The following is a 23,664-nucleotide window of genomic DNA, read 5'->3' on the forward strand; positions in this document are numbered from 1 at the left end:
ACATGAGCTGCACGTCCCGCAGCGTCAGGCCCGCCCAAGAAAACGCGCACCTGCCCCGGACAGCTGGGGCAGGTGCAAACAGGGGCAGGAAAATAGAGAGGAATCAGATGAACAGGGGCGCGTCGGGGTCTTCGGCCTGCGCCCGGTCGCGCCGACCCAGCAGCGCCGCGGCCGCCCCGATTCCCAGCAGAGCACCCAGCGACAACACCAGCACCACCCACAACGACCCCAGGGAAGACGAAGCACGATCAGAGGAACCCATGCTCCCAGCATAACTGCTTGCGGCCGCCAGGCGAACCACCCTCAAGAAACCTTCAGCCTGTACCGGCTTTTCAGGGGCAGATGAGCGAGGCGGTGCCTTAGCCCTGCGCCTCGTTCTGCACGGGTCGTCAGGAGCCTTGCAGAGAAGGAGGGGCTCCGGCGGTATGCTGTCGGGGCCGCTCATCAAGAACGGCGCAGATCGTCACCCACTTTTTTCTTTCCCATAACAGGAGAAACCCAATGCAATACGTGGTCCATCGCCCCCGCGTCGGGGTGTTCATCGACACGCAGAACCTCTACCACAGCGCCCGCGACCTGCTGGAGCGCACCGTGAATTTCGAGACCATCCTTCAGTCCGCCACGCGTGATCGTGAGCTGCTTCACGCGATCAGTTACACCGTGGAACGCGACGGTGAGGCGACCTCGCGGCCGTTCATCTACAAGCTCTCGACCCTGGGGTTCAAGGTGCGGCGCATGACCCTGACGCTGCACCACGTCACTGACGGCGGCAAACCCATCTACAGCGGCAACTGGGATATGGGCATCGTGGCCGACATGGTGCGCCTGATGGATCACCTGGACATCGTGGTGCTGGGCAGCGGAGACGGGGACTTCACCGATATTGTGGAAGTGCTTCAGGAGCGCGGCAAGCGGGTCGAGGTGATCGCTTTCCGGGAGCACACCAGTCAGGACTTGATTGACGCCGCCGACCGCTTTACGCACCTGCCGGACATCGACGGGGCGCTGATGCCCGCCCGCGTGAAGAACGGCAAGGCCACGCCGGAAGAAGACCCCGCCACCGCATGACCGCCCCGGACCGGTCGGAACAGAACGCCAACGCCGTGCTGGAACGGCTGAACTTCGATCTGCCGGACAGCCGCATTGCCCAGACCGGCGCGGAGCCCCGCGACACCTCGAAGCTGATGGTGGTGGAGGGCGGCCTTCAGCACCGCCTTTTCCGTGACCTGCCGGAATTCCTGCGTGCTGGTGACCTGCTGGTGTTCAACGAGTCGCGCGTCATTCCCGCCCGGATCATGGCGCGCAAGCCCGTGGTGAACGGCCCGGCTGGCGCAGCACAGGGGGGCGGCCAGATTGAAGTGCTGCTGCTACGCGAGGAAGAGAAGAACGTCTGGAGCGCGTACCTGAAACCCGCCAAACGCGCCGGCAAGGAATTGCTGCTGGGTCAGGCAGAAGCACAGCACCGCGCCGAAATCGTGGGCGTCATGGACGACGGCGCCCGCCTGCTGCGCTTCGAACACGACATCAAACCCCATCTGGATGAAATTGGCCGCCTGCCGCTGCCCCCGTACATCGATGCGGGCGACTCGGACGAGGTGTGGCGCGAGCGTTACCAGACGGTATACGCCCGCACGCCCGGCAGCGTGGCCGCGCCCACCGCCGGGCTGCACTTCACGCCGGAACTCCTGCGAAAGCTTTCGGACATGGGGGTGCAGCAGGCGCAGGTAACACTGCATGTCGGCGCGGGAACGTTCAAACCCATCACCGGGCCGGTCAGCCAGCACGTCATGCACGCCGAACGCTACACCGTCACGCCTGAAACCGCGCGGGCCATTAACACTGCCAGGGCCGAGGGCCGGCGCGTGGTCGCGGTGGGCACCACCACCGTGCGCACCCTCGAAAGTGCCTGGGACGGCCAGCAGGTCAGGGCCGGCGAAGGCGAGACGCAGATTTTCATCACGCCCGGCACACCCGTCAACGTCCCGGATCTTCTCATCACCAACCTGCACCTGCCTGGCAGCACCCTGCTGCTCCTGGTCGCTGCCTTTGCCGGCGAGGAGCAGATCAAAGCCGCGTATGCCGCTGCGCTGGAAAACGCCTACCGTTTCTACTCGCTGGGCGACGCGATGCTGCTGAAAAGAAGCCTGTAGAGGCTTTTCCTTGTTGCGTCAGTTTCTCCGCAAGCTACGAACCATCAGCTTTAATCATCGTCACCGTCGCGCTTTCCTTCACGAAGCCCAGCGCTTCGTTGATGGCGAGCGTCGGAGACACGCGGCTCTATCGCTGGCGTTCCAGTTCAGCCACGGCCACGGGCCTCTCCGGGTGGGCTGACGTAAGAAAAGCCGCCAGGCCAGGAAAATCTTCTGGCGTGCCGGGCCTGTACATCGGCCAAATGGCTCACGGCCCGCCCACAGCGGTGGCCTATACTTTCCGGCGATGACACAACAAGTCGAGCAGAGCAGCAATCCACTGCTGAATATCGGTTTCAAGATTCCCTTCGACCAGATTAAACCTGAGCACGCGGAAGGTGCGGTAGACACACTGCTGGCCGCCACCCGCGAGCGCGTGGAACAACTGGCCGCCGCCAGCGAGCGCGATTTCGCGGGCTTCATGGATGACCTCGATACCCTGACCGAGCAGCTCGGCACAGTGGACACCATCGTCCACCACCTGAACAGCGTGGTGACCAGCGACGAGTGGAAGGCCGCCGTGGAGGCCATCATTCCCAGAACCTCGGCGTTCTACTCGGAGTTGAGCCTGCATCCCGGCCTGTGGAAGGCTCTAAAAGCCTACGCGGAAACGGACGCGGCCAAGGGCCTCGACCCCTTGCGCTCGCGGCTGCTGAAACTCACCCTCGACGAGTTCAAGCGTGGCGGCGCCGACTTGCCCGACGACAAGAAGGCCCGCCTGACCGAGGTGAATACCCGCCTGGCGCAGATCACCAACCAGTTTGCCAAGAACGTGCTGGAAGGCACCGCCGCCTACGAGTTGTACGTTCCCAGTGAGCGGCTGGCGGGTGTGCCGCAGCGCGTCATCGACGCCACGCGCCTCGATGCGCAGGGCAAGGACAGGGAGGGCCACCGCCTGACCCTGCACCAGCCGGTGATGCAGCCCATCCTGACCTACGCCGATGACCGCGAGTTGCGCCGCGAACTGTGGCAGGCGAGCGGCCGGCTGGGCCGCGAAGAGGGGCGCGACAACCGCCCGCTGGTGAGCGAAATCCTGCAACTGCGCCGCGAGCGCGCCGAACTGCTGGGCTTCAGGAATTTTGCCGACCTGGTGCTGGAAGAACGCATGGCGAAAACCGGCGACACTGCCCTGGCTTTCGAGCGTGACCTGGAAGCCAAGACCCGCCCGGCCTTCGAGCGTGAGAACGCCGAACTGGAGGCTTTTTACCGCAGTCAAGCCGGCGCGGACGCGCCCGCGCTGGAAATGTGGGACGTGGCGTACTGGGCCGAGAAGCAGCGCCAGGAGAAGTACGATTTCGACGAGGAGACCCTGCGCCCGTACTTCGAGTTGAACAATGTGCTGAATGGCCTGTTCGAGATCTGTCAGCGGGTGTTCGGCATCACCGTGAAAGAGGGCCAGGCTCCCGGCTGGCACCCCGAAGTACGCTTCTACGATATTTCCGACGAGTCCGGCACGCACGTCGCCAGTTTCTACACCGACTGGTTCCCCCGCGACAGCAAACGCGGCGGCGCGTGGATGAACGCCTTCATCACCGGTGGGCCGCGCGAGGACGGCGTGGAACCACACCTGGGCCTGATGTGCGGCAACATGACCCCGCCCAGCGGGGACACGCCCAGCCTCCTGAGCATCCGTGAGGTGGAAACGGTCTTCCACGAGTTCGGGCACCTGCTGCACCACGCCATGAGCCGGGTTCCGGTGCACAGCCTGTCGGGCACCAACGTCGCCTGGGATTTCGTGGAACTGCCCAGCCAGATCATGGAGAACTGGGTCATGGAGCGCGAGGCCCTCGACCTGTTTGCCCGCCACTACCAGACCGGCGAGCGCCTGCCGCAAGACCTGTTCGAGAAGATGGTGGCTGCCCGCAACTACCGCGCCGCCTACACCGCCATGCGCCAGTACAGTTTCGGCACCGCCGACCTGACCCTGCACGTGGAATTCGACCCGAACAGCGGCGCTGACCCCATCGCGGCGGCCCGCGACATCATGGCCCGCTTCGTTCCCACCGCCCTGCCCGACGATTACGCCCAGATCGCCAGTTTCAACCACCTGTTCTCCAGCCCGGTCGGGTACGGGGCCGGCTACTACAGTTACAAGTGGGCCGAGGTCCTCGACGCCGACGCTTTTTCCCGTTTTGCCAGCGAGGGTCTCTTCAACCGCGACACCGGCCGCGCCTACGTGGACAGCATCCTGAGCCGTGGCAACAGCGACGACGCCGCGCAGCTCTACCGCGACTTCATGGGCCGTGACCCCGACCCCGCGGCCCTGCTGAAACGAAGCGGCCTGCTGTAAGGCGTCACTTCCGGGTGTTCTGCCAGGCCGAATAATCGCCAGCAAACCGCCAGTCGTCCAGGCTGGCGGTCGCTTTTCCATACCGCTGATTCACGGAGCAGTACCCACCAAAAACGACGCTCCGGGCTGGTGTTTTCCAGCCGGTGACCCAGAAGTGAACGCTGCCCGGTCTCGGGGCAGTTGCGCCAGGATTGATTTGCACAGTAAAGCTCAGCATTTCTTTGCTGGCCTGCGCCGCAATCGCCTCCTGGCAAGCCTGCCAGGGATCGGAAGCGGCCTGGCTGCCTGAACGGCCCGGCCACCAGAAAAAAGCGGCGCTCAGCAGCAGACCCAGACCTGGCAGCCACAGGCACCCGGCAGGGCCACTTCGCCGTCTGGGCCGCGCTGGAGACAGCCTTATGTTCCCGCCTGGTTTCAGTCGACTCAAACGAGTTCCCTGGGCCTGTACGTCACCGCTTCGGCCAGGTGCGCTTCGGTGATGGTCTCACTGCCGGCCAGGTCGGCGATGGTGCGGGCCACCCGGAGAATGCGGTCGTACCCGCGTCCGGTCAGGCCCAATTGCCGGGCGGCGGCCTGCGCGAAGGCCAGCGGCCCGGCGTTCAGGGCGGCGTGCTCGCGCAGGGCCTGGCCGCTCAGGTCACTGTTCCGGGCGCCCTGGCGGGCCGTCATGCGCTCACGGGCGGCCACGATCCGCGCCTTGACTGGGGCAGAAGGCTCGGGTTCCGGGGCGCGGGTCAACTCGTCGACGGTAAGGCGAGGCACTTTCAGGGTGAGGTCGATGCGGTCGAGCAGCGGGCCTGAGAGCCTTCCCGCATACCGCAGGCGTTCTACCGGCGTGCAGGTGCAGGGTTTCTCCGGGTCGCCAAAATGACCACAGGGGCACGGGTTCATGGCGGCTATCAGTTGAAAGCGGGCGGGGTATTCCACCGTGGCGCGCGCGCGGGAGATGGTGACATGCCCGTCCTCCAGCGGCTGCCGCAGGGTTTCCAGCGCCTTGCGGCTGAACTCCGGGAACTCGTCCAGAAAGAGCAGGCCCCGGTGGGCCAGCGATACTTCGCCCGGCTTGGGAAGGCTGCCCCCGCCGATGAGCCCGGCGTCCGAGACGGTGTGGTGAGGGGAACGGAAGGGCGCGTGGCGTTGCAGGGCCCCGCGTGAGGTGAGCAGTCCGGCCGCCGAGTGGATGCGCGTCACCTCCAGCGCCTCGTCCCGCGTCAGGGGCGGCAAAAGTCCCGGGGCGCGGCGGGCCAGCATGGTCTTGCCGCTGCCAGGCGACCCGATCAGCAGCAGGTTATGTCCGCCGGCCAGCGCGACTTCCAGGGCGCGGCGGGCGGCGCTCTGGCCCTTCAGGTCGGCCAGATCCGGGAAAGCGTCCGCGTTGTCCGGTACGTCTCTCGCCTGCGCAGCGTTCAGGGGTTGACGCCCGCTGAGGTGCTGCACGGCGTCCCACAGGTTGCGCGGGCCGTAGACAGTCAGGTCGCCGATCAGGGCAGCTTCCTGCGCGTTGCCGTCGGGCAGCAGCGCGTCCCGGCGCAGTTGCGAGGCCAGCAGCGCCAGATTGACCGCCCCGGCAATGGGCCGCAGCGAGCCGTCCAGCGCCAGTTCCCCGGCGATCAGCAGGCCTTGCAGGGACGCGGCAGGAATGATGTCCTGCGCCGCCAGCAGCCCCAGGGCAATAGGCAGGTCGTACAGCGGGCCTTCCTTGCGCAGGTCGGCGGGGGCCAGGTTCACGGTGATGCGGGCGGCTGGGAAGGGCAAGCCGGCGTTGCGAATGGCGGCGCGGACGCGCTCGCGGGCCTCGCTCACGGCCTGATCGGGCAGCCCCACCACGGTAAACGCGGGCAGCCCGCTGGACACGTCCACCTCGACTTCCACCGCCACGGCGTCCACGCCGATCAGGGCCACACTATGGGCGCGGGCCAGCATTTACCGGAACCTCCACACGAACGTCACAGGGGTAGTGTAGAGACGGACTCTCGCGCCAACCTGACAAGCCCCGCAGGCAGACGCCGAGGGGGCTGATCGCAAGAGGTCGGTCAAGAAAGGTCTGTCGAGGCGCAGCCCCGGTGTCTATTCACGATCCTCCATCCCAGACATGAACCGGAGCGGCCTTCCACGGCTCCCTATACTGCCTGGCATGGAACTGGCGATTGTTGGCGTCGGAAAACTGGGGTTGGCCCTGCTGGAAGGCGTCACGTCGCGCGGCGTATTGCCGCCGGGCGAGATTGGACTTATCGACACACACACCGAACGGGTCAATGAACTGGCGGCCAGGACGGGCGCGCGCGTATTGCAACTCAGCGAACTCGCGCAGGCCAGGCGCGTGCTGGTCAGTTTGCAGCCGCGCGTGTTTCCGGAGGTCACCGAGTGGCTGGCACACGAGAACACCGGCTACATCAGCACCATGGCGGGCGTGAACGTCAGCACGCTGGTGCGCCGCCTGGGCACGAAGCGCGTGGTGCGGGTCATGCCCAACCTGGCCGCCACCATCGGGCACTCGCAGACGGCCATTACCGGGCCGAAAGAAGCCGAGGACGCGGGTGACCTGGCTTTCGCGCACCGCCTGTTCGAGGCGGTGGGGGACGCTTACGACCTGCCCGAGCACCTGTTCAACGTGTTCACCGGCATGAGCGCCTCTGGCCCCGGGTACATGGGGCTGGTGGCGGACGCCCTGGCCGACGGCGCGGTGCGTATGGGCATGGCCCGCCCATTGGCGCGGGAACTGGCGGCGAAACTGATGGTCGCCAGCGGCCACCTGCTTCAGCAGCGTGCCCACCCTGGCCTGCTCAAGGACGAGGTGTCCAGTCCGGGCGGCACCACCATCGCCGGGATCGAGAGCCTGGAGGAGGCCGGCGTGCGCGGCGCCTTCATCAAGGCGGTGGCAGCGGCCTCCCGGCGTGCTACGGAGCTGGGCCGCGATCAGGACGACTGAGCGGCCTGCGGCCCACCGGACACTGCGGGGTCGAGAGACTTTTGTGACCGCATCCAGGCACAATGGGGGCGTGCGCCTCCTTGCCTCAGTCAGCCTCGCCCTGGTGTCTGCCAGCCTGTCCGCCCCGGTCAGTCCCCACTACTATCCGCACCAGGCGGGGAAAAGCTGGACGTACGGCAACGGCGAGACGCAGGTGGTAGGATCGCCCGTCACTTACCGGGGCCTGTCCCTCGTTCCGGTCAATCACCTGTTCGGCAAACTCCTGGTGCAGCAGGACCTGATGGAGTACCGTCCGGACGGCAGCGTGTGGCTGCGCGGCATTCACCAGAACGGCAAGCTGACCTGGCTGGCCCAGCCGCTGAACGTGTACCCGCCCGGCCCGCTGAGCGTGGGCCGCCGCTGGAAAAGCGGCCCAGACGACGTCAGTGTCACCGGCACCCAGGCCGTGAAAACCAGCGCGGGGACGTTCAATGCCCTGGTGGTAACCACCTTCTCCAGCGGCGGGAAAAGGGCGCAGCACCGCTACTTCGTGCCGACCCTGGGCGTCGTGCAGTTCCAGACGGCCGACGGCACGGTGGTTCCCCTGATCGATCGACGCTAACAGCGATCTGCCCCCAGTGTTCCTGGCGGTGTCTTCCCGCCTACTTTTTCTTGCGCCAGCCGAAGGTCAGCAGGTCGGCATACATTCTGGTGCGGGCACGGGCGCCTTTCCAGAACCCGCGCTTTTTCTCCTTGAGTACCTGCGCCACCTGCGGGAGTTCGATGTAATCCCACCTGGCCCCGGTGTTTTTCAGGTGGGCGGTGATGGCCGGTTCAGGCCAGCGTTCCTCGCCCAGGTGCGGCACGCCCAGCAGCCAGGCGCGGCGGCAGGCCCGCTGCCCACTCAGGTGCGGCGTGAGTTTGTTGCCCCAGTCGGTCACGAATCCCCCGCCCTCGAACACACCGATACTCATGTCCAGTTGACCATTCGTGACGGGGGCCAGCAGCAGGTGCAGGTGCTCGGGGGTCAGGCCGGTCAGGTCGGCGTCCAGCATCAGGACGTACTCGGCCTGTGTGGCCTCCAGCGCGGCCTTCAGGGCGGGGCCTTTGCCGCCGTTGGGTTGCAGATCCAGCACCCGTGCGCCGGCCTGCCGCGCCACGTTCACGGTGTCGTCCACACTGCCGTCCGAGGCCACCACCACGTCGGCCGTGAGGCGCTGTGCCACCCCGATAACGCCCGCTACGGTGCTTTCCTCGTTGAAAGCCGGAATGACCACAGCCACGGAATCAGGGTTCAGGTGGGGTGGGGGGGCGGCACACATCTGGACGCATGCTAAGCGAAATGGCCCGCGTTCGCCAAAGAGATGACCAGAGCAAAAGGAAGCCTACCTTCTTTGACTTTAAGGGCGCTCTGTCGAAGGGGGCGGCCCCTCGCCGTGCAGCAGTTTCTCCAAACGCTCGCCGGGGGCCAGAGCGCCGTGCATCAGCAGCGTGAAGCGTTCCTGCCAGTCGCGAAGCACCTCGCGCTGGTCACGGTGACCGCCGTGCAGCAGGGCCAGCAGGCAGGCGTCCACGAACATGGCCGCCAGCAGGCGCGTGTCGGCTTCGGGGCGAAGACCTCCCTGGCGGCGCATGGCCAGCAGCACCGGCTCGACCAGCGCCACCAGGGTCATGGCGGTGTGCATGGCCTGCGTGCTGTTCACGGAAGGAGCGGCGTCCGGCGCCTTACCTTCACGTTCAGGGCCAGCCCCTTCGGGCGCCGTGACCGTGCGCACCGGCAGACCGATCACCGCCTGGCCGACCGCGCCCACCAGGTGGCGGTAGCGCACGCCCAGGTCGGCCATGCGGCCCGTCACCACGCTCCACACGGCCTGCGGGTTGGCCCCGGTGTTCAGGCGGCGCAGGGCCTCACTGCGCGTTTCCGCCACGGCCCGCTCGAAGTGCGCCAGCAGCATATGCGTCTTGCTCGGAAAATAGCGGTACAGGTTGGTGCGGCTGACGTACGCGGCGCGGGCGATGTCCTGAGCGCTGGTGCCCTCCAGGCCGCTGCGGGCGAACAACTCGAAGGCCGCCCGCGCAATCCGTACGCGGCGTTCGTGCTCCTGTTCTGCCCGGTCTGCTTTCACGGGCGTATTCTAGAGGGCCCTGCGGCCCGGAGAATGCAGTCGTGAAAGGGGCGTCTTAACATCAGTCCTTGAGGAAGTGGGGGTGCAGCAAATGCAGTAAGCCCACTCGGCTCTCCATTTATCAGGATACCCCTTTGCATGAAGGTCTGCTGTAAGCTGCCCGGCTGACCCGGGTCTGACATTCGGACTACATTGACCGTACTGGGATCAACCCACTCCCAGTGACAATTGAAGGAGAGTGATTATGCACATCTACAAGCTGTCAGGCCGGAACGTCGAAGTCACCGATGCCATGCGTGACTATGTCGAGGAAAAACTCTCGCGCCTGGACCGTTTCAACGACCAGATCACGGACGCGCGGGTGACCCTTACGGTACGGGACGTGCGGAACTCTGAACGACGCAACCGCGTGGAAGTGCAACTGAACGTGCCCAGCGGCATCATCCGCGCCGAGGAACACCACGCGGACATGTACGCCGCCATCGACAAGGCCAGTGACGTGCTGGAACGCCAACTGCGCAAGTTCAAGACGCGTTACCTGCGTCACCGCAGCGAGGGCACGCCGCTGCCCGAACCCGGCCCGGCCGAAGCCGCTGTGAACGCCGGGGACGACGTGAGCGAATTTGCCCCCGAAATCGTGCGGCAAAAACGGTTCGAGATGCGCCCCATGTCGCCCGAGGACGCCGTGGCGCAGATGGAAGCGCTGGATCACGATTTCTTCGTGTTCAGGAACATGAAGACCAACCGGACCGGCGTGGTGTACCGCCGCAAGGACGGCCACTACGGCCTGATCGAACCCAACTGACCTGACGCGCCGCAGAGGGGGCCAAGCCTTGCGCTTGTGCCCTCTGCTTTTTGCCGAAGCCCGGCGTGTGGACGCTGCCCGGCGGGACAGGGGCCACCTGTGTTACTGCCGCATGGGCGAGTAAAGCCACATCTCTTTTCCAGCAGAGTGATAGTCTGGGGTGTTTATGATCGCGCACGTGATCAACCCCGGAAGCTGCAACGTGAAACTCGCGTGTGCCACCATTCAACCTGGCCTCAATCCGGCCCTGCCCAGCCAGCTGCGGGTCACCCTGGATCGCCGTGAACTGCCCATCGACGACGTGCCGGACGCGGCAGCGATGGACGAAGTGGCCGCGCAGATTCTGGCTGCCACGGCGGACTGGCCCGCCCCGGACGTGATCGTGGGCCGGGGCGGGCAACTGGGGCGCGTTCCGGCCGGCACCTACCGCCTGACGCCGGAACTGGCCGGGCGCATGCTGGAAAAAGGCGGCTTCGAGCAACCCGAGAACCTGGGTGCGCCGCTGGCCCTGCGGGTCGCCGAGGCGCGCGGCGCACCCGGGTTTATTGTCGATCCGCAAAGCGTCGACGAACTGCTGCCCGAAGCGCACATGACCGGCATTACCGGGCTGCGCCGCGAAGCGCAGTTCCACGCCCTGAACGCCCGCGCCGTGGCCCGCCGCGCCGCGCACGAGATTGGCAAGAAGTTTCGTGAGGCCCGCATCGTGGTGGCGCACTTCGGCTCGACCACCAGCGTCACCGCCTTCGACCAGGGCCGCGCCATCGACACCACCGGCACCGCCCCCAACGGCGGCCCGCTGGGCGCCCGCCAGAGCGGCCCGCTGCCCGCCCGCACCCTGCTGAAACTGGCGCGTGACCACAGCGAAACCGAAGTCATGCACCTGCTGACCCGCGAGGCCGGATTTTTCAGCCTGGCCGGCAGCGCCGACCTGAAAGACCTGGAAGCCCGCGCCGCCGACCCCGACAACACCGCCGTGCAAACCGCCATTGCGGCCTTCGTGCACCAGGCCTGCAAGGCCATCGGTGAGCAAACGGCAGCGCTGCCCGGCCGACCCGACGCCATCGCCATCACCGGCGGCATCGCCAAGTGGGACGCCCTGGTCGACCGTATCGAGCGCCGCCTGGCCTGGATCGCGCCGGTCGTCGTGGTGCCCGGTGAACTGGAACTCGAAGCCCTGGCCGAAGGTGCCGGGCGCGTGCTGCTGGGTCTGGAAGGCCTGCGCGAGTGGACGCCGCAAGGCGTCACCACCCTGCCGCCTGTCGAGGCCCCCCGGCAGGACGAGTCCGCGTCCGCGCCTGCCGGAGCCCCGCTCTAAAACATGGCCCGGCGTTTGCGCGCGGGTCAGCACCCGGCTCCCGAACCCATCCGGGCCACCAGCATGTGGCGCGTTGACCAGATTTTTCTGGCCCGCCACGGCCAGCGCATCGAAGTCATCTGTTCCCTGGTCAACGATCAGGGGGGCCTGCGTAACCTGAGCATCGTCGCGCCCACCAGCGACCCGGTGAAAGCCGTGCGGCACGCGGCCCGCCACGTGGCCGGCAAGGGCAACGTGTACAGCGCCCGGCAGGCGCGGCTGCGCTGGGCCAGGGAGCAGCTGGTCACCGAGCAGGACGAACTGATCCGCGACCGCGACCTGGAAGACGAATTTCTGGACGAGTTCGAGGAAACCCTGGCAGCAGTGCGCGACCGGATGCGCTGACCCGGCAGGCATTGACTCGTTAATCTGGGCGGCATGGCTTTCTGGCTGTTGAAATCTGAACCGGACGTTTTTTCCTACGCGGAGCTGGTACGCGTGGGCACAGAGCCCTGGAACGGCGTGCGGAATTACCAGGCGCGCAATTACCTGCGCCAGATGCAGGCCGGTGACCTGTGCCTGTTCTACTACTCGAACGCGAAACCGGCTGGGGTGGCGGGCGTGGCCCGCGTGGTGCGCGGCGCCTACCCGGACAACCTGCAATTCGACCCGGACAGCCCTTACTTCGACCCTAAATCGAACCCGGACGAGCCGCGCTGGAGCATGGTGAATGTCGCCCCGGTGGTGGCCTTCCCGGAAGTGCTGCCGCTGGAGACTATCCGGGCCTTGCCTGCCTGGCAGTCATCTCCACTGACGCAAAAAGGCTCGCGCCTGAGCGTTCTGCCCGTCACGCCGCCGCAGTTTCAGGAAGCCCTTGAGGCCGCGAACGTGACCCTGGAGTCTGATAAGAATGCCAGCCCATCAGTGAGGAGATAACTTGGAAATTTACACAGAGCGAACAGGAATAAAAGTGTCTCGGACGTGGAGGTGGCCCACTGGCATTTTTCTGGAGGAAGAACGGAACAAATGGGATGCTTCTTAAGGCTTGAAACTGCCGTCCTGCACCGAGAAACACTGACATGCCTCTGCAATAAGGGGAGGGACACCCGTGAAATGAAGCCAGGGGGTGGACTGGGATGGTGTCACGTTCTTGTCAGGGAGGCGCGGGCATAGTGAGGCATGGAACTGCTTCTCGCTGCGCTGACCATCCTCGTCTCGCTGGCCCTGGCGGCCGCGCAGCAACGCCACCCATCCCAGAAGACCAGGGCTTACGTGCGCGTGCACACCCGCCACACGACCAGGCGCTGAACGACCTTCCGGGCGATTGGCCCTGTGCTCACGTCAGGAACAGGCGGTAACCGGCGTTGTCACTCATGTTCACGGCGGGATACCCCAGGGCCTCCAGCGAGGCGGCGAACTGCCCCAGCTCACACTCTGGCACCTGAATGCCGGCCAGAATACGGCCGTAGTCACTGCCGTGGTTGCGGTAGTGAAAGAGGCTGATGTTCCAGCCGGCCTGCAACTGCGTCAGGAATTGCCGCAGCGCCCCGGGCCGCTCCGGGAACGTGAATGAGTACACGCGCTCGTCCTGCGCTTCGGGGGCGCGGCCCCCCACCATGTAACGGATGTGAACCTTGGCCAGTTCATCGTCGGTCAGGTCAAGGGCGGCGTACCCGGCCACCTGAAGTTCGCGCATAATCTCGTGCCGTTCCCCGGGGTGAGTGAGGTGCACGCCCACGAAAATGCGGGCGTCGTCGCGCGGGGCGTAGCGGTAGTTGAATTCCGTGATGGCGCGGTTGCCGATGAGCTCGATGAACTTCAGGAACGCGCCGGGTCTTTCCGGGATGGTCACCGCGAAAATGGCTTCGCGCTTCTCGCCGATTTCCGTGCGTTCCGAAACGTGGCGCAGGCGGTCGAAGTTCACGTTCGCACCGCTCGCCACAGCCACCAGCGTTTCCCCGTGCAATTCGCGTTCCTGCGCGTACTTTTTCATGCCCGCCAGCGCCAGCGCTCCAGCGGGTTCCATCACTGCGCGCGTGTCGTCGAAGATGTCCTTGATGGCCGCACACACCTCATCGGTGTTCACAGTGACCCAATCATCCACGTAACGGCGTGCCAGGTCGAAGGTAAACTCTCCCACCTGCTTGACCGCCACGCCGTCCACGAAGATGCCCACCGTGTCCAGCCGCCGCCGCTTGCCCAGCCGCACGCTCTGGGTCATGGCGTCACTGTCGTCCGGCTCCACGCCCACCACCCGCACACCCGGCATCAGGGCTTTCAAGACCGCTGCTACGCCCGCGATCAATCCGCCGCCGCCCACCGGAACAAAGACCGTGAATCCGTTTCCTTCCACCTGACGCAGCAATTCCAGCGCCAGGGTGCCCTGGCCCGCCAGCACCAGCGGGTCGTCGAATGGGTGCACGAACGTCAGGCCCAGCTCGCGCTGCAACTCGAAGGCCCGCGCTTCGGCGTCACTGAAGCTGTCGCCGTGCAGCACCACCTCGGCCCCCCGCGCCCGGCAGGCCTGCACCTTGATTTCCGGCGTGGTGGCGGGCATCACGATCACCGTGCGAATCCCCAGCTGCTGCCCGGAAAAGGCCACCCCCTGCGCGTGGTTCCCCGCCGACGCGCAGATCACCCCGCGCGCCCGTTCCGCCTGCGGAAGCTGCGCCATGCGGTTGAACGCCCCACGCAACTTGAACGAGAACACCGGCTGCTGATCCTCGCGCTTGAGCAGTACCCGGTTCCCTAAACGTGCCCCCAGACGCGGCAAGTCCGTTACGGGCGTTTCCACTGCCGCGCCGTACACCTTGCTGGTCAGGGCCAGGCGCACCACATCCATCGCGTCCAGCGCTCCCGGTTTCCATTCCTGCATCACGGTCATTCCAGAACCCCCAAATGAAAAGCCCCCGCGTGCTCGGCGGGGGTCGTCAAGGCAGCGCGGCGGCTGTCAGGCAAATACCCCGGCAACCGTCATAATTCGCACTGCTCCTTTCATAGGACGAAGCATAAGACATCCCCGCCTCACCGCAGCGAGACGGGGGGCAAGACGGGTAGACAAGCCGCAAAAAAGCCCCGGAGGTTGACGCCTTTAGGAGCGCGTCTTACCCGTTCAGTTGCCACACGTGGACTTTGAGGTGGGTGGCCTGCGGGTAATCCTCGCCAGGGTGGAGGCGCTCCACAACGCGCCCGCTGCGGTGGGCATTGTCCATACCCCTGTGGAACATGCGCTCGAAGGCCGTGGGGGAGACTCCGGCGTGGTTCAGCAGGGCCAGAATCTGCCCGCCGGGAGCGGTGACGGCGGCGGCCTGGGCGGCCAGCCTGGCGTAGTCTTTCTCGGCCCGCCAGGTGCCGGCCTGACTGCGGGCGAAACTGGGCGGGTCGAGGATCACCAAGGCATACTGTTCGCCGCGTTTGTGCAGGCGGCGCAGCCACTCGAACACGTCCCCGTAAAGGAAATCGGTGTCCGGCGCGGGCAGGCCGCTCAGGGCGTAATTTTCCTGGCCCCACGCCAGGACTTTGCGCGACAGGTCAATATTTTTGACGGCCTGTGCGCCGCCCAGCGCCGCATTCAGGCCGAAGCCGCAGGTATACGCGAAAGTGTTCAGGACACTGGCGGGTGTGGCCTGCCTGACCCACTGGCGGGCCGGGCGCGCGTCCGTGAACAGGCCGATGCTCAGGTCGGCACCCGGACGGATCAGGAATGGAACGCCATTCTCCAGGGCAGTGATTTCCGGTGTGGCCTCGCCCCAGAGGGGGTCAGGCGGCGACAGATAATCGCGCTGCGTGTTTGCGGCGTGCTTGGCCTCGACCGGGCGGCGTTTCAGGTAAACCCCTGAGAAGTCGCCCGCCTCGGCGCAGGCGTGGGCCAGTTCCTTTTCCTGCTCACCGGTCAGCAGGCCGTACAGGCTCAGGACACCCACGCTGCCCGCCACATCCAGCGCAAAAAGCCCATTCGTTTCCGTCAGGTGCGCCGCCCGGTACACGGTGGCGCCTTCCTCCGGCAGGTGGGCACGGCGGGCGAACAGGCGCGGCAGGTCAGGAAACATGTCGCTTATGGTAAGTGGTGGGTGGGGTAGGCCGAAACTCCACTCACCGCTGAAAAGAAAGCGGGAGCAAAAGCCTCAGCTCTTGCTCCCACCCCTGCTTTCATCACGGTCTACGCTAGGGGCGGCCGCCCATCAGCCACCACGCCACGCTGGTCATGACGGCAGTGATGACCCAGAAGCGCATGGAGATATGCGTTTCAGGCCAGGGCGTGTCGATGTTCTCAAAGTGGTGGTGAATGGGGGACATGCGGAACACGCGTTTGCCGGTGCGTTTGAAGTACGCCACCTGAATGACGACGCTCAGCACCTCGACCACGGGAATCAGCGCGGCGATGGGCAGCAGCCACACATCCGCGTACAGGATGTATGCCCCGGCGGCGATGGCCCCGATGGCATGGCTGCCCATATCGCCCATGAACACGCGGGCGGGGTGGGCGTTGAACCACAGGAAGCCCAGCAGCACCGCCACCAGCAGCGCAGCGCTGGGCGAGAGGGCCAGCAGGGGCAGCAGCACGATGATGCTCACGCCCGCCAGCTGGCTGTCGATGCCGTCGGTGAAGTTGAAGGCGTTGACCGAGCCGATCATCACGAAGGTCAGCAGCAGGACGTCCCAGATGGGTACGCCCCCTATGCCGCCCAGGCCTGGCAACAGCTGGTGACTGGCCAGCGGCGCGGCGAACCACGCGAAAGCGAACGCCACGATGAATTGCAGCGGGAATTTCTCGCGGGCCAGCAGCTCCTTCTTGCCGCTGCCCTTCATGCGCGACTGCACCTTGAGCCAGTCGTCGATCCCGCCGATGATGCCCATGCCCAGCGCCGCAAGCATGATGATCAGTTCCCGCCCATCTCCACCGTGACCCGTGAAGTACAGCGGAAAGAACACCAGCGCCAGCGCCACCACGAACGGCACGCCGCCCGCCGTGGGGGTGCCCTCTTTGACCAGGTGGGACTTCGAGCCGTCCTTGCGCACCGGCTGGCCCCACCCCTGCGCCTTGCTGATGTTAATAAAAAGGCCCACCAGGAACCACGAGAGCAGCGCCGCAACCAGCATCATCGGAAACACGGGGCACCCTCCCACAAACGATTAACGGAGACCATCATCACTAAGCGCAAGGCTACCACGCGGCTTTCATCCTCAGTCACTTCAGGGACGCTCACGGCGTCCAGGTCAGGAAGCGTGTTCGATGCAGAGGCCAGACCGCGTCCGGGAATGGACAGACCGGCCTCTGCGAATCACTTCTGAAATAAGCGGTGGCCCCCTTTTCTCAGAGCTTCATTTTCGGGCTCGCTGCGGACAGTGCCACGCCTCCCGGAAGATGCATGTCATCCCTCAGTTCAGCATGTACCCCTGCGCCAGGTCGCGGTAAGCCTTGACCTGCTCTGCCTGCCAGGCCGTGTCCCGGCCCAGTTCTTCAGCGATGATTTCCGCCACGCGGGGGGCAATGTCCAGGCTGGCCCGGGCATTCAGCAGCAGGGCGCGGGTGCGGCGCGCCAGGATGTCCTCGACGCTGCGGGCCTGCTCGAAGCGGGCAGCCCAGCGGACTTCGGCCTCGGTGTAAGGCAACTCGGGGTGCAGGGTGATGTCCGCGCCGGGCAGCGCCTGAATGCGCGGGGCGTCGGTGCCGTAGACCTTCCAGTGGTCAGGCCGGTCTTCCTGACTCCAGCCGTGCAGGTGCAGGCCCGGCGTAACGGTCAGGCGCTCCGGCAGGCCCGCCTGCTGCTCGGCGCGGTTCACGGTGTCCTCGCCCATGCGGCGGTAGGTCGTCCACTTGCCGCCGGTCAGGGTAATCAGGCCGCCCTCGCTGATCACGATGGTGTGGTCACGTGAGATGGCCTTGGTGTCGGCCTCGTCGGCAGGCTTCACCAGGGGGCGCAGGCCCGCGTACACGCTCTGAACGTCGGCGCGGGTGGGGGCGGGCGAGAGGTAACGCCCGGCGGTGCGCAGGATGAACTCGATCTCTTCTTCCAGGGCACGCGGCTCAAAGCTGGCGTGCGGCACAGCGGTGTCGGTGGTGCCGATCACCACGTGGTCATGCCACGGCACCGCAAACAGCACCCGGCCGTCATCGGTGCGGGGAATCATGATGGCGCTGTCGCCTGGCAGGAATTTCTTGTCCACGACGATGTGCACGCCCTGGCTGGGGGACAGCATGGGTTTGGCGCTGGCGTCCTCCATCTGGCGGATATCGTCCACCCACACGCCTGTGGCGTTGATCACCACTCTGGCGTGGGTTTCGTGTTCCTGTCCGCTCTCGCCATCACGGAATTTCACACCGACGACCTTGCCGCCTTCCTTGAGCAGCCCCGTGACGGGCGCGTAGTTCAGGGCCACGCCGCCGTGGTCTTGCAGCGTCCGCAGCAGCGTAATCGCCAGGCGCGAGTCGTCGAATTGCCCGTCGTGGTACAGGATGCCGCCCTTCAGGCCGTTCTGTTGCAGCGTCGAGGTCTTCTCCAGGGCCTTTTCCTTGCTCAGCAGTTTGCTGCTGCCCAGGCTCAGCTTACCGGCCAGCACGTCGTACATTTTCAACCCGATGCCGTAGAAGGGTTCGGCCCACCAGTCGTAGGCGGGCACCACGAATTCCAGGTCGCGCACCAGGTGCGGGGCGTTCTGGCGCAGCAGGCCGCGTTCGCGCAGCGCCTCGCGCACCAGCGACACGTTGCCCTGCGCGAGGTAGCGCACGCCGCCGTGAACCAGTTTGGTGCTGCGGCTGCTGGTGCCCTTGGCGTAGTCGTGGCCTTCGAGCAGCAGCACGCGGTGGCCGCGGGTGGCGGCTTCCACGGCGCTGCCCAGGCCGGATGCGCCGCCCCCGATCACAATGACGTCCCACGGCTGGGGCGTCAGGGCGGCGGTCACGGCGGTGCGGGGATCAGGTTGAGGTGCAGTCATGGGCATGAACTCCTGTGGGGGCGAGGGGGCTGGACAAGGTTCGTGTGTACTCGTTTGTGAACATATGTTCACATGGATTGAACAATTGTGCAAGCATTTGGGTCACGTTTGCCGCTGAGCAAAAAACCCTCTCCACAAGGTAGGGAGAGGGTCAAGCAGCCCGGTGGGCGCGGCGCGTTACTCTTCTTCCCAGGCGCGGCTGCGTTCCACCGCTTTCTTCCAGCGCTTCATCAGGCGCTCGCGTTCGGCGGCGTCCATCTGCGGCTCGAAACGTGTGTCTTCCTGCCACTGCTGCGCGATCTCGTCGGTGGATTGCCAGTACCCCACCGCCAGGCCCGCCAGATAAGCCGCGCCCAGGGCGGTGGTTTCCGTGATCTTGGGCCGCACCACGGGCACGCCCAGGATGTCGGCCTGGAACTGCATCATCAGGTCGTTGTTGCTGGCCCCGCCGTCCACGCGAAGTTCCTTCAGGGTTGCGCCGCTGTCCTTCTGCATGGCTTCCAGCAGTTCCGCCGACTGGAAGGCGATGCTTTCCAGCGCCGCGCGGGCGATGTGCGCCTTGGTGGTGCCGCGGGTGATGCCGACCATCGTGCCGCGGGCGTAGCTGTCCCAGTAGGGTGCCCCCAGGCCCACGAACGCAGGAACCAGCATCACGCCCTCGCTGCTGTCCACCGTGCGGGCCAGCGCCTCGACCTCCTCGCTGCTGCGAATGATGCCCAGGCCGTCGCGCAGCCACTGCACCACAGCGCCCGCGATAAACACCGAGCCTTCCAGCGCGTAGGTGCGTTTCCCGCCTAACTGCCAGGCCACCGTGGTCAGCAGTTTGTTCTGGCTGGGCACCGCCTCGCCCTCGGTGTTCATCAGCATGAAACAACCTGTGCCGTAGGTGTTTTTCGCCATCCCCTTCTGCAAGCACGCCTGCCCGAAGGTGGCCGCCTGCTGATCCCCGCCGATGCCCGCGATGGGAATCTGGGCGCCCAGCAGGCCCTCGGCAGTCTTGCCGTATACCTCCGACGAATTGCGCACTTCCGGCAGGACACTGCGCGGGACGTCCAGGATCTGGAGCAGTTCGTCGTCCCACTCGCCGGTGTGGATGTTGTACAGCAGGGTGCGGCTGGCGTTGGTGGCGTCGGTGATGTGCAGTGCGCCGCCGGTCAGGTTGTACACCAGCCAGCTGTCGATGGTGCCGAAGGCCAGTTCACCCTTCCCGGCGCGTTCACGAGCGCCCTCCACGTTGTCCAGCAGCCACTTGACCTTGGTGCCGCTGAAGTAGGCGTCCAGCACCAGGCCGGTCTTGTCCTGCAGGGTCTTGGCGTACTGCTCACGGATGGAGTCGCAGTACCCGGCGGTGCGCCGATCCTGCCACACGATGGCGTTGGCGATAGGCTTGCCGGTTTTCCTGTCCCAGATCACGGTGGTTTCACGCTGATTGGTAATGCCGATGGCGGCGATGTCCGAAGCCCGGATGCCCGCTTTGCTGAGGGCCTCCTGCGCCACGCCGATCTGAGTGCTCCAGATTTCCGAGGCGTCGTGCTCCACCCAGCCGGGTTTCGGGAAGTGTTGCCTGAATTCCTTTTGTCCCACCGCCTTGATGTTTCCGGCGTGGTCGAACACGATGGCGCGGCTGCTGGTGGTGCCCTGATCGAGCGCAAGGATGAATTTATCGTCTGCCATGAGGTGGCTCCTTGATTGAAGGGAGGGAAGAGAAGGCACTGAGCGTTTGACCCGTCAGCGCTTGACCTGTCAGCGGTTGACGTTGTATTCGGGGTCGACGCCCTGCACGCCCTGGTGCGCCTCGCCGGCCCGCAGCAGCGGTTTGCCGATGAAGGTATCGTAGATAAAGGCCCCCACGATGGCCCCCACGATGGGCCCGATCACGGGCACCAGCCACACGCCGTCGGCAAAGCCGGTGTTCTTGAAGCCGGCCAGCGCCGAGAAGAGGCGCGGCCCCAGGTCGCGGGCGGGGTTGATGGCGTACCCGTGCATGCCGCCGAAGCTCATGCCGATCGCCATCACCACGAAGGCCACCGCCAGCCCGCCCCAGTTGGCCCCCAGCGGGTTATTGAGTTTGTCGCCAATCGCCAGGATCAGGGCCATCAGTAGGGCGGTGCCCACCACCTGATCGATAAAGCCCGGCCAGAAGCCCGGCACGGCAGGGAAGGTACTGAACACCCCGGCGGTACTTGCCAGTCCCGGATCGACGCCCACCCACTTGGCGTGGTACACGGCGTACACGAGGGCAGCCCCCAGGAAGGCGCCCACCATCTGTCCAGCGATGTAATGCCCCACCTTGCTCCAGGGAAAGCGCCCGGTGGCCGCCAGCGCAATGGTCACGGCGGGGTTCAGGTGCGCCCCGCTGATGGTGCCGGAGATGAAAATGCCCATCAGCACCGCGAAGCCCCAGCCCAGGGTGATGTTGGTGTACCCGCCCTTGACCACCTCGCCGGGAATGGCGGGGCTGCTGCCGAACAGCACGACCATGGCGACCACACCCACCCCGAAAAGGATCAGCACCATGGTGCCCAGCAGTTCCGCCATAAATTCCTGTGAGGTCGTGAATTTCATAAGCCTCCTCTCTCCGGCTCCCTGCCGGAGACGCCGCCAGCGCGGCACAACCTGAATTCGGTGCGTTCACGGTGACATGCACTATGAACAATTGTCAAGACTTTGTGAACATTTGTTCAAGGTAGTGCGGAAGCGTATGCTACGCGGCATGCCCACCCCCGACCCGGGCGGCCCCGGTGCGCCCTCTTCCTCCCTGGCATCCCCTGCGGCGGCTGACCCCAACGTGGTGCAGGCCGTGCAGGTGGCCCGGCTGTACTACCAGCAGGGCCTGACCACCGACGCCATTGCCCGCGAGCTGGGCCTCTCGCGCCCGCGCGTGTCGCGCCTGCTGACCTTGGCCCGCCGCACCGGCCTGGTCGAAATCCGCATCCACGACCCGCAGGAGCACCCACAGCACCTCGAAGCGGCCCTGCGGGAACGCTGGCCCGCCCTGAACCCCCAGGTGATCGGTCTGCCGGCCAACGCCCCGCAGGACACCCGCATGGAGCGCGTGGCGCAGGCCGCCGCCCACTGGCTGGGCACGCACCTGCGCGCCCGCATGACCGTGGGCATCGCCTGGGGCAACACGCTGGACGCCGTGAGCCAGGCCCTGATGCCACGCCCGCTGGCCGACACACAGTTCGTGCAACTGAACGGCAGCGCCAGCGCCTACGAGTTCAACTCGGGCTTCGTGACCGACACCGTGCTGCGCTTCGCCCGGGCGTTCGGCGGGCGGGCGCACCTGTTCCCGGTGCCTACTTTCTTCGATGACCCGCATACCAAGCAAGCCATGTGGCGTGAACGCAGCGTGGGGCACATCACGACCTTGCAGGCACAGGCCGACATGTTGGTGTTCAGCGTCGGCAGTTTCACAGCGGCCACACCCAGTCACGTGCACACCGCCGGGTACCTGGACGACCAGGACCTCACCGACCTGGCGGCGCAGGGCGTCACGGGCGACATTGCCACCGTGTTCTTCCGCGCCGACGGCAGCAGCCGGGGAATCGATCTGAACGACCGCGCCAGTGGCCCGGACCTGAATTTCGTGCGTGAGCACCCCAGCACCGTGTGCATCGTGGCCGACCCGGGCAAGGCCAGCGCCCTGCACGCCGCCCTGCAAGGCCGGCTGGCCCGCACCCTGATCGTGGATGAAACGACGGCCCGCGCCGTGCTGGAACTTTCCTGAGAGGAGAACGGCCCTGAACCCCCTGGCCTGAAGGTTTCTTCACCGACCCTGCACCCCTTTCACCCGCCCGCCGGGCAGGCTGAGGGCACACTTCAGTGCACAGGAGGTCACCCATGACTGGCCCTTACGATCGCCCGCCCGCTCCCGCCACCGAACCCACCGATCAGCCCGCGCCGCTGCCCGAGCGCATGCCCGGCGCCGAGGACACCGGCCCCATCAGCGATCCGCCGGTCAATCCGGATTTGCCTGGCATGCCCGAGCCGCAGCCGAGCAGCAACCCCGACACGCCCGGTCTGCCTATCCCCAGTTCTGTCCCGGCGATGTAGCGCCCTTCCTTTTTCGGCGCGGGGAGGGCTTTACCTTCCCGCGCCGATTTATGCCTTTGGGTTAAAGTTGTTCCTTTTCAGCCCGACACAAGGATGACGAATGCTAAAGACTCCGCTTAATAAGACACCTGGTCAAGAAGCTGGACTCGGACACACTGAACTGTTAGGTTTTTAACGTTCTTATGTCCACCTTGTCCCCTCTTCCTCACCAGCAAGTCGATCGACTGACGCCACTGGGGCAGCGCGGTGGGGTGCAGACCGCGCAGGGCGTGTGGCAGGGGCAGGCCGTCTTCGTCAAATCCCTGATCTCCGACGATCCCGAAATAGTGGATCGCTTCCAGCACGAGGGCGAGGTCGCCGCATACCTGCAACACCCGAATATCGTCAGGCTGTTGGCGGTCACGGACACGCAACTGATCTTCGAGTTCATCCGGGGCGGCACACTGCGCGACCTGGCCCGCTGCGGCCCCATGACACCGGACGCCGCCACGGCGGTGGTGTGGGGCGTGCTTCAGGCAGCCGCGTACCTGCATGCCCGGGGCGTGGTTCACCAGGATTTGAAACCGGAAAACGTCATGCTGCTGAATGGCCAGGCGAATGACGCCAGCGTGCGCATCATGGATTTCAGCATGAGCCACGCCCGCCACCTGCACCTGGCTATTCACAGCAGCACGCGTATGGGCACACCGCACTTCATGGCGCCCGAGCAGTTTCAGGGCGTCCGGGGCGACCCGCGCAGCGACCTGTACTCGGTGGGCGTGTTGCTGTTCGACTGCCTGGCTGGCCACCCGCCGTATGAGGACGCGCTGGGCTGGCTGGCGGGTATCTGTGAAAACTGCGCCGAGCTGCCTGGCCCGCCAGAATTACACCCGCTGATGCAGGGAGCCATTCAGCGTGACCGTGCCGAGCGCCCGCAATCGGCGCAGGTCATGCTGAAGGCGCTGGGTCAGGCCCGACGCGCCCTGGGCCTCAGCGATCTGGGGCATGATGAGCCAGAGAACGGTAACCAGGAATACAGCAACCGGCAGGCCGCCCAGTGACCTGTGATAAAGGGGACTCA

23 protein-coding genes are annotated in these 23,664 nt (G+C 65.7%); 13 read left to right on the top strand and 10 right to left on the bottom strand.

The features are described 5' to 3' along the window. Positions 1 to 103: 103 nt before the first annotated feature. Positions 104 to 262: a hypothetical protein gene (locus E5Z01_RS19420; RefSeq protein WP_158591658.1), complete on the bottom strand. Its 159-nt coding sequence runs from the start codon at positions 260 to 262 to the stop codon at positions 104 to 106. Between the two features lie 239 nt (positions 263 to 501). Between E5Z01_RS19420 and E5Z01_RS06005 the strand changes: the two genes are divergently transcribed. The 3 genes from E5Z01_RS06005 (at position 502) to E5Z01_RS06015 (ending at position 4,479) form a co-directional block, all read left to right on the top strand. After that, entirely contained in the window at positions 502 to 1,068 is a 567-nt protein-coding gene (locus E5Z01_RS06005) for a LabA-like NYN domain-containing protein (RefSeq protein WP_119765878.1), read from the top strand. Further along, entirely contained in the window at positions 1,065 to 2,150 is a 1,086-nt protein-coding gene (queA, locus tag E5Z01_RS06010) for a tRNA preQ1(34) S-adenosylmethionine ribosyltransferase-isomerase QueA (protein WP_135228538.1), read from the top strand. The genes E5Z01_RS06005 and queA overlap by 4 nt, the downstream gene beginning before the upstream one ends. A gap of 286 nt (positions 2,151 to 2,436) precedes the next feature. Continuing rightward, positions 2,437 to 4,479: a M3 family metallopeptidase gene (locus tag E5Z01_RS06015; protein WP_135228539.1), complete on the top strand. Its 2,043-nt coding sequence runs from the start codon at positions 2,437 to 2,439 to the stop codon at positions 4,477 to 4,479. A 423-nt stretch (positions 4,480 to 4,902) separates the two neighbouring features. On the opposite strand, the gene E5Z01_RS06020 is transcribed toward E5Z01_RS06015, so the two are convergent. Further along, positions 4,903 to 6,402, bottom strand: a complete 1,500-nt coding sequence (locus E5Z01_RS06020; protein ID WP_135228540.1) for a YifB family Mg chelatase-like AAA ATPase — start codon at positions 6,400 to 6,402, stop codon at positions 4,903 to 4,905. Between the two features lie 211 nt (positions 6,403 to 6,613). Between E5Z01_RS06020 and proC the strand changes: the two genes are divergently transcribed. Then, on the top strand, positions 6,614 to 7,408 hold the full coding sequence (gene proC / locus E5Z01_RS06025; RefSeq protein WP_119765882.1) for a pyrroline-5-carboxylate reductase: 795 nt from the start codon (positions 6,614 to 6,616) through the stop codon (positions 7,406 to 7,408). A gap of 70 nt (positions 7,409 to 7,478) precedes the next feature. Continuing rightward, on the top strand, positions 7,479 to 8,009 hold the full coding sequence (locus E5Z01_RS06030; protein ID WP_135228541.1) for a hypothetical protein: 531 nt from the start codon (positions 7,479 to 7,481) through the stop codon (positions 8,007 to 8,009). Between the two features lie 40 nt (positions 8,010 to 8,049). On the opposite strand, the gene E5Z01_RS06035 is transcribed toward E5Z01_RS06030, so the two are convergent. Both E5Z01_RS06035 and E5Z01_RS06040 read right to left on the bottom strand, forming a co-directional pair. Then, a complete protein-coding gene (locus tag E5Z01_RS06035; RefSeq protein ID WP_135228542.1) occupies positions 8,050 to 8,709 on the bottom strand; it encodes a glycosyltransferase family 2 protein in 660 nt (219 codons plus the stop codon). Positions 8,710 to 8,787: 78 nt separating this feature from the next. Continuing rightward, positions 8,788 to 9,513 carry a TetR/AcrR family transcriptional regulator gene (locus E5Z01_RS06040; RefSeq protein WP_135228543.1) on the bottom strand — a complete coding sequence of 242 codons (726 nt, stop codon included), beginning with the start codon at positions 9,511 to 9,513 and terminating at the stop codon, positions 8,788 to 8,790. 244 nt (positions 9,514 to 9,757) lie between these two features. Between E5Z01_RS06040 and hpf the strand changes: the two genes are divergently transcribed. The 5 genes from hpf (at position 9,758) to E5Z01_RS20190 (ending at position 12,920) form a co-directional block, all read left to right on the top strand. After that, positions 9,758 to 10,318, top strand: a complete 561-nt coding sequence (hpf, locus tag E5Z01_RS06045) for a ribosome hibernation-promoting factor, HPF/YfiA family (RefSeq protein ID WP_135228544.1) — start codon at positions 9,758 to 9,760, stop codon at positions 10,316 to 10,318. A gap of 166 nt (positions 10,319 to 10,484) precedes the next feature. Beyond that, entirely contained in the window at positions 10,485 to 11,633 is a 1,149-nt protein-coding gene (locus tag E5Z01_RS06050) for a butyrate kinase (protein ID WP_135228545.1), read from the top strand. A 3-nt stretch (positions 11,634 to 11,636) separates the two neighbouring features. After that, positions 11,637 to 12,017, top strand: a complete 381-nt coding sequence (locus E5Z01_RS06055) for a hypothetical protein (protein ID WP_135228546.1) — start codon at positions 11,637 to 11,639, stop codon at positions 12,015 to 12,017. Between the two features lie 33 nt (positions 12,018 to 12,050). Next, positions 12,051 to 12,548, top strand: a complete 498-nt coding sequence (locus E5Z01_RS06060) for an EVE domain-containing protein (protein WP_135228547.1) — start codon at positions 12,051 to 12,053, stop codon at positions 12,546 to 12,548. 243 nt (positions 12,549 to 12,791) lie between these two features. Then, positions 12,792 to 12,920, top strand: coding sequence for a hypothetical protein (locus E5Z01_RS20190; RefSeq protein ID WP_276321240.1), 129 nt, complete (start codon positions 12,792 to 12,794; stop codon positions 12,918 to 12,920). 28 nt (positions 12,921 to 12,948) lie between these two features. Here the strand turns inward: E5Z01_RS20190 and ilvA are convergent, their stop codons facing one another. From ilvA to E5Z01_RS06090, 6 genes are all read right to left on the bottom strand, one after another. Further along, a complete protein-coding gene (ilvA, locus tag E5Z01_RS06065) occupies positions 12,949 to 14,496 on the bottom strand; it encodes a threonine ammonia-lyase, biosynthetic (RefSeq protein ID WP_135228548.1) in 1,548 nt (515 codons plus the stop codon). 220 nt (positions 14,497 to 14,716) lie between these two features. Then, positions 14,717 to 15,661 (bottom strand): class I SAM-dependent rRNA methyltransferase, encoded by a 945-nt coding sequence (locus tag E5Z01_RS06070; protein WP_135228549.1) that lies wholly within the window; start codon positions 15,659 to 15,661, stop codon positions 14,717 to 14,719. 115 nt (positions 15,662 to 15,776) lie between these two features. Then, positions 15,777 to 16,715 (bottom strand): phospho-N-acetylmuramoyl-pentapeptide-transferase, encoded by a 939-nt coding sequence (locus E5Z01_RS06075; protein ID WP_119766614.1) that lies wholly within the window; start codon positions 16,713 to 16,715, stop codon positions 15,777 to 15,779. Positions 16,716 to 16,991: 276 nt separating this feature from the next. Continuing rightward, the gene (locus E5Z01_RS06080) at positions 16,992 to 18,548 is read right to left on the bottom strand and encodes a glycerol-3-phosphate dehydrogenase/oxidase (protein WP_135228550.1); all 1,557 of its coding nucleotides are present in this window, start codon (positions 18,546 to 18,548) and stop codon (positions 16,992 to 16,994) included. A gap of 177 nt (positions 18,549 to 18,725) precedes the next feature. Continuing rightward, positions 18,726 to 20,222 carry a glycerol kinase GlpK gene (gene glpK, locus E5Z01_RS06085; RefSeq protein WP_135228551.1) on the bottom strand — a complete coding sequence of 499 codons (1,497 nt, stop codon included), beginning with the start codon at positions 20,220 to 20,222 and terminating at the stop codon, positions 18,726 to 18,728. Between the two features lie 69 nt (positions 20,223 to 20,291). Further along, positions 20,292 to 21,113 carry an MIP/aquaporin family protein gene (locus tag E5Z01_RS06090; protein WP_135228552.1) on the bottom strand — a complete coding sequence of 274 codons (822 nt, stop codon included), beginning with the start codon at positions 21,111 to 21,113 and terminating at the stop codon, positions 20,292 to 20,294. A gap of 148 nt (positions 21,114 to 21,261) precedes the next feature. On the opposite strand from E5Z01_RS06090, the gene E5Z01_RS06095 reads away from it, so the two are divergent. From E5Z01_RS06095 to E5Z01_RS06105, 3 genes are all read left to right on the top strand, one after another. After that, positions 21,262 to 22,278, top strand: coding sequence for a sugar-binding transcriptional regulator (locus tag E5Z01_RS06095; protein WP_167757792.1), 1,017 nt, complete (start codon positions 21,262 to 21,264; stop codon positions 22,276 to 22,278). Between the two features lie 113 nt (positions 22,279 to 22,391). After that, complete coding sequence (locus E5Z01_RS06100) at positions 22,392 to 22,604, top strand: hypothetical protein (RefSeq protein WP_135228554.1); 213 nt, start codon at positions 22,392 to 22,394, stop codon at positions 22,602 to 22,604. Positions 22,605 to 22,786: 182 nt separating this feature from the next. Continuing rightward, on the top strand, positions 22,787 to 23,644 hold the full coding sequence (locus E5Z01_RS06105) for a serine/threonine protein kinase (protein ID WP_135228555.1): 858 nt from the start codon (positions 22,787 to 22,789) through the stop codon (positions 23,642 to 23,644). The last annotated feature ends 20 nt before the right edge of the window (positions 23,645 to 23,664 follow it).

Origin of the sequence: Deinococcus fonticola, from assembly GCF_004634215.1 — a bacterium.
Classification (GTDB): domain Bacteria; phylum Deinococcota; class Deinococci; order Deinococcales; family Deinococcaceae; genus Deinococcus; species Deinococcus fonticola.

Bases quoted from the DNA above. Each gene is read 5' to 3' on its own strand.
- E5Z01_RS19420 (WP_158591658.1), bottom strand. From the start codon at position 262: ATGGGTTCCTCTGATCGTGCTTCGTCTTCCCTGGGGTCGTTGTGGGTG.
- E5Z01_RS06005 (WP_119765878.1), top strand. From the start codon at position 502: ATGCAATACGTGGTCCATCGCCCCCGCGTCGGGGTGTTCATCGACACG.
- queA (WP_135228538.1), top strand. From the start codon at position 1,065: ATGACCGCCCCGGACCGGTCGGAACAGAACGCCAACGCCGTGCTGGAA.
- E5Z01_RS06015 (WP_135228539.1), top strand. From the start codon at position 2,437: ATGACACAACAAGTCGAGCAGAGCAGCAATCCACTGCTGAATATCGGT.
- E5Z01_RS06020 (WP_135228540.1), bottom strand. From the start codon at position 6,402: ATGCTGGCCCGCGCCCATAGTGTGGCCCTGATCGGCGTGGACGCCGTG.
- proC (WP_119765882.1), top strand. From the start codon at position 6,614: ATGGAACTGGCGATTGTTGGCGTCGGAAAACTGGGGTTGGCCCTGCTG.
- E5Z01_RS06035 (WP_135228542.1), bottom strand. From the start codon at position 8,709: ATGTGTGCCGCCCCCCCACCCCACCTGAACCCTGATTCCGTGGCTGTG.
- hpf (WP_135228544.1), top strand. From the start codon at position 9,758: ATGCACATCTACAAGCTGTCAGGCCGGAACGTCGAAGTCACCGATGCC.
- E5Z01_RS06050 (WP_135228545.1), top strand. From the start codon at position 10,485: ATGATCGCGCACGTGATCAACCCCGGAAGCTGCAACGTGAAACTCGCG.
- E5Z01_RS06055 (WP_135228546.1), top strand. From the start codon at position 11,637: ATGGCCCGGCGTTTGCGCGCGGGTCAGCACCCGGCTCCCGAACCCATC.
- E5Z01_RS06060 (WP_135228547.1), top strand. From the start codon at position 12,051: ATGGCTTTCTGGCTGTTGAAATCTGAACCGGACGTTTTTTCCTACGCG.
- E5Z01_RS20190 (WP_276321240.1), top strand. From the start codon at position 12,792: ATGGAACTGCTTCTCGCTGCGCTGACCATCCTCGTCTCGCTGGCCCTG.
- ilvA (WP_135228548.1), bottom strand. From the start codon at position 14,496: ATGACCGTGATGCAGGAATGGAAACCGGGAGCGCTGGACGCGATGGAT.
- E5Z01_RS06070 (WP_135228549.1), bottom strand. From the start codon at position 15,661: ATGTTTCCTGACCTGCCGCGCCTGTTCGCCCGCCGTGCCCACCTGCCG.
- E5Z01_RS06075 (WP_119766614.1), bottom strand. From the start codon at position 16,715: ATGATGCTGGTTGCGGCGCTGCTCTCGTGGTTCCTGGTGGGCCTTTTT.
- E5Z01_RS06080 (WP_135228550.1), bottom strand. From the start codon at position 18,548: ATGACTGCACCTCAACCTGATCCCCGCACCGCCGTGACCGCCGCCCTG.
- glpK (WP_135228551.1), bottom strand. From the start codon at position 20,222: ATGGCAGACGATAAATTCATCCTTGCGCTCGATCAGGGCACCACCAGC.
- E5Z01_RS06090 (WP_135228552.1), bottom strand. From the start codon at position 21,113: ATGAAATTCACGACCTCACAGGAATTTATGGCGGAACTGCTGGGCACC.
- E5Z01_RS06095 (WP_167757792.1), top strand. From the start codon at position 21,262: ATGCCCACCCCCGACCCGGGCGGCCCCGGTGCGCCCTCTTCCTCCCTG.
- E5Z01_RS06100 (WP_135228554.1), top strand. From the start codon at position 22,392: ATGACTGGCCCTTACGATCGCCCGCCCGCTCCCGCCACCGAACCCACC.
- E5Z01_RS06105 (WP_135228555.1), top strand. From the start codon at position 22,787: ATGTCCACCTTGTCCCCTCTTCCTCACCAGCAAGTCGATCGACTGACG.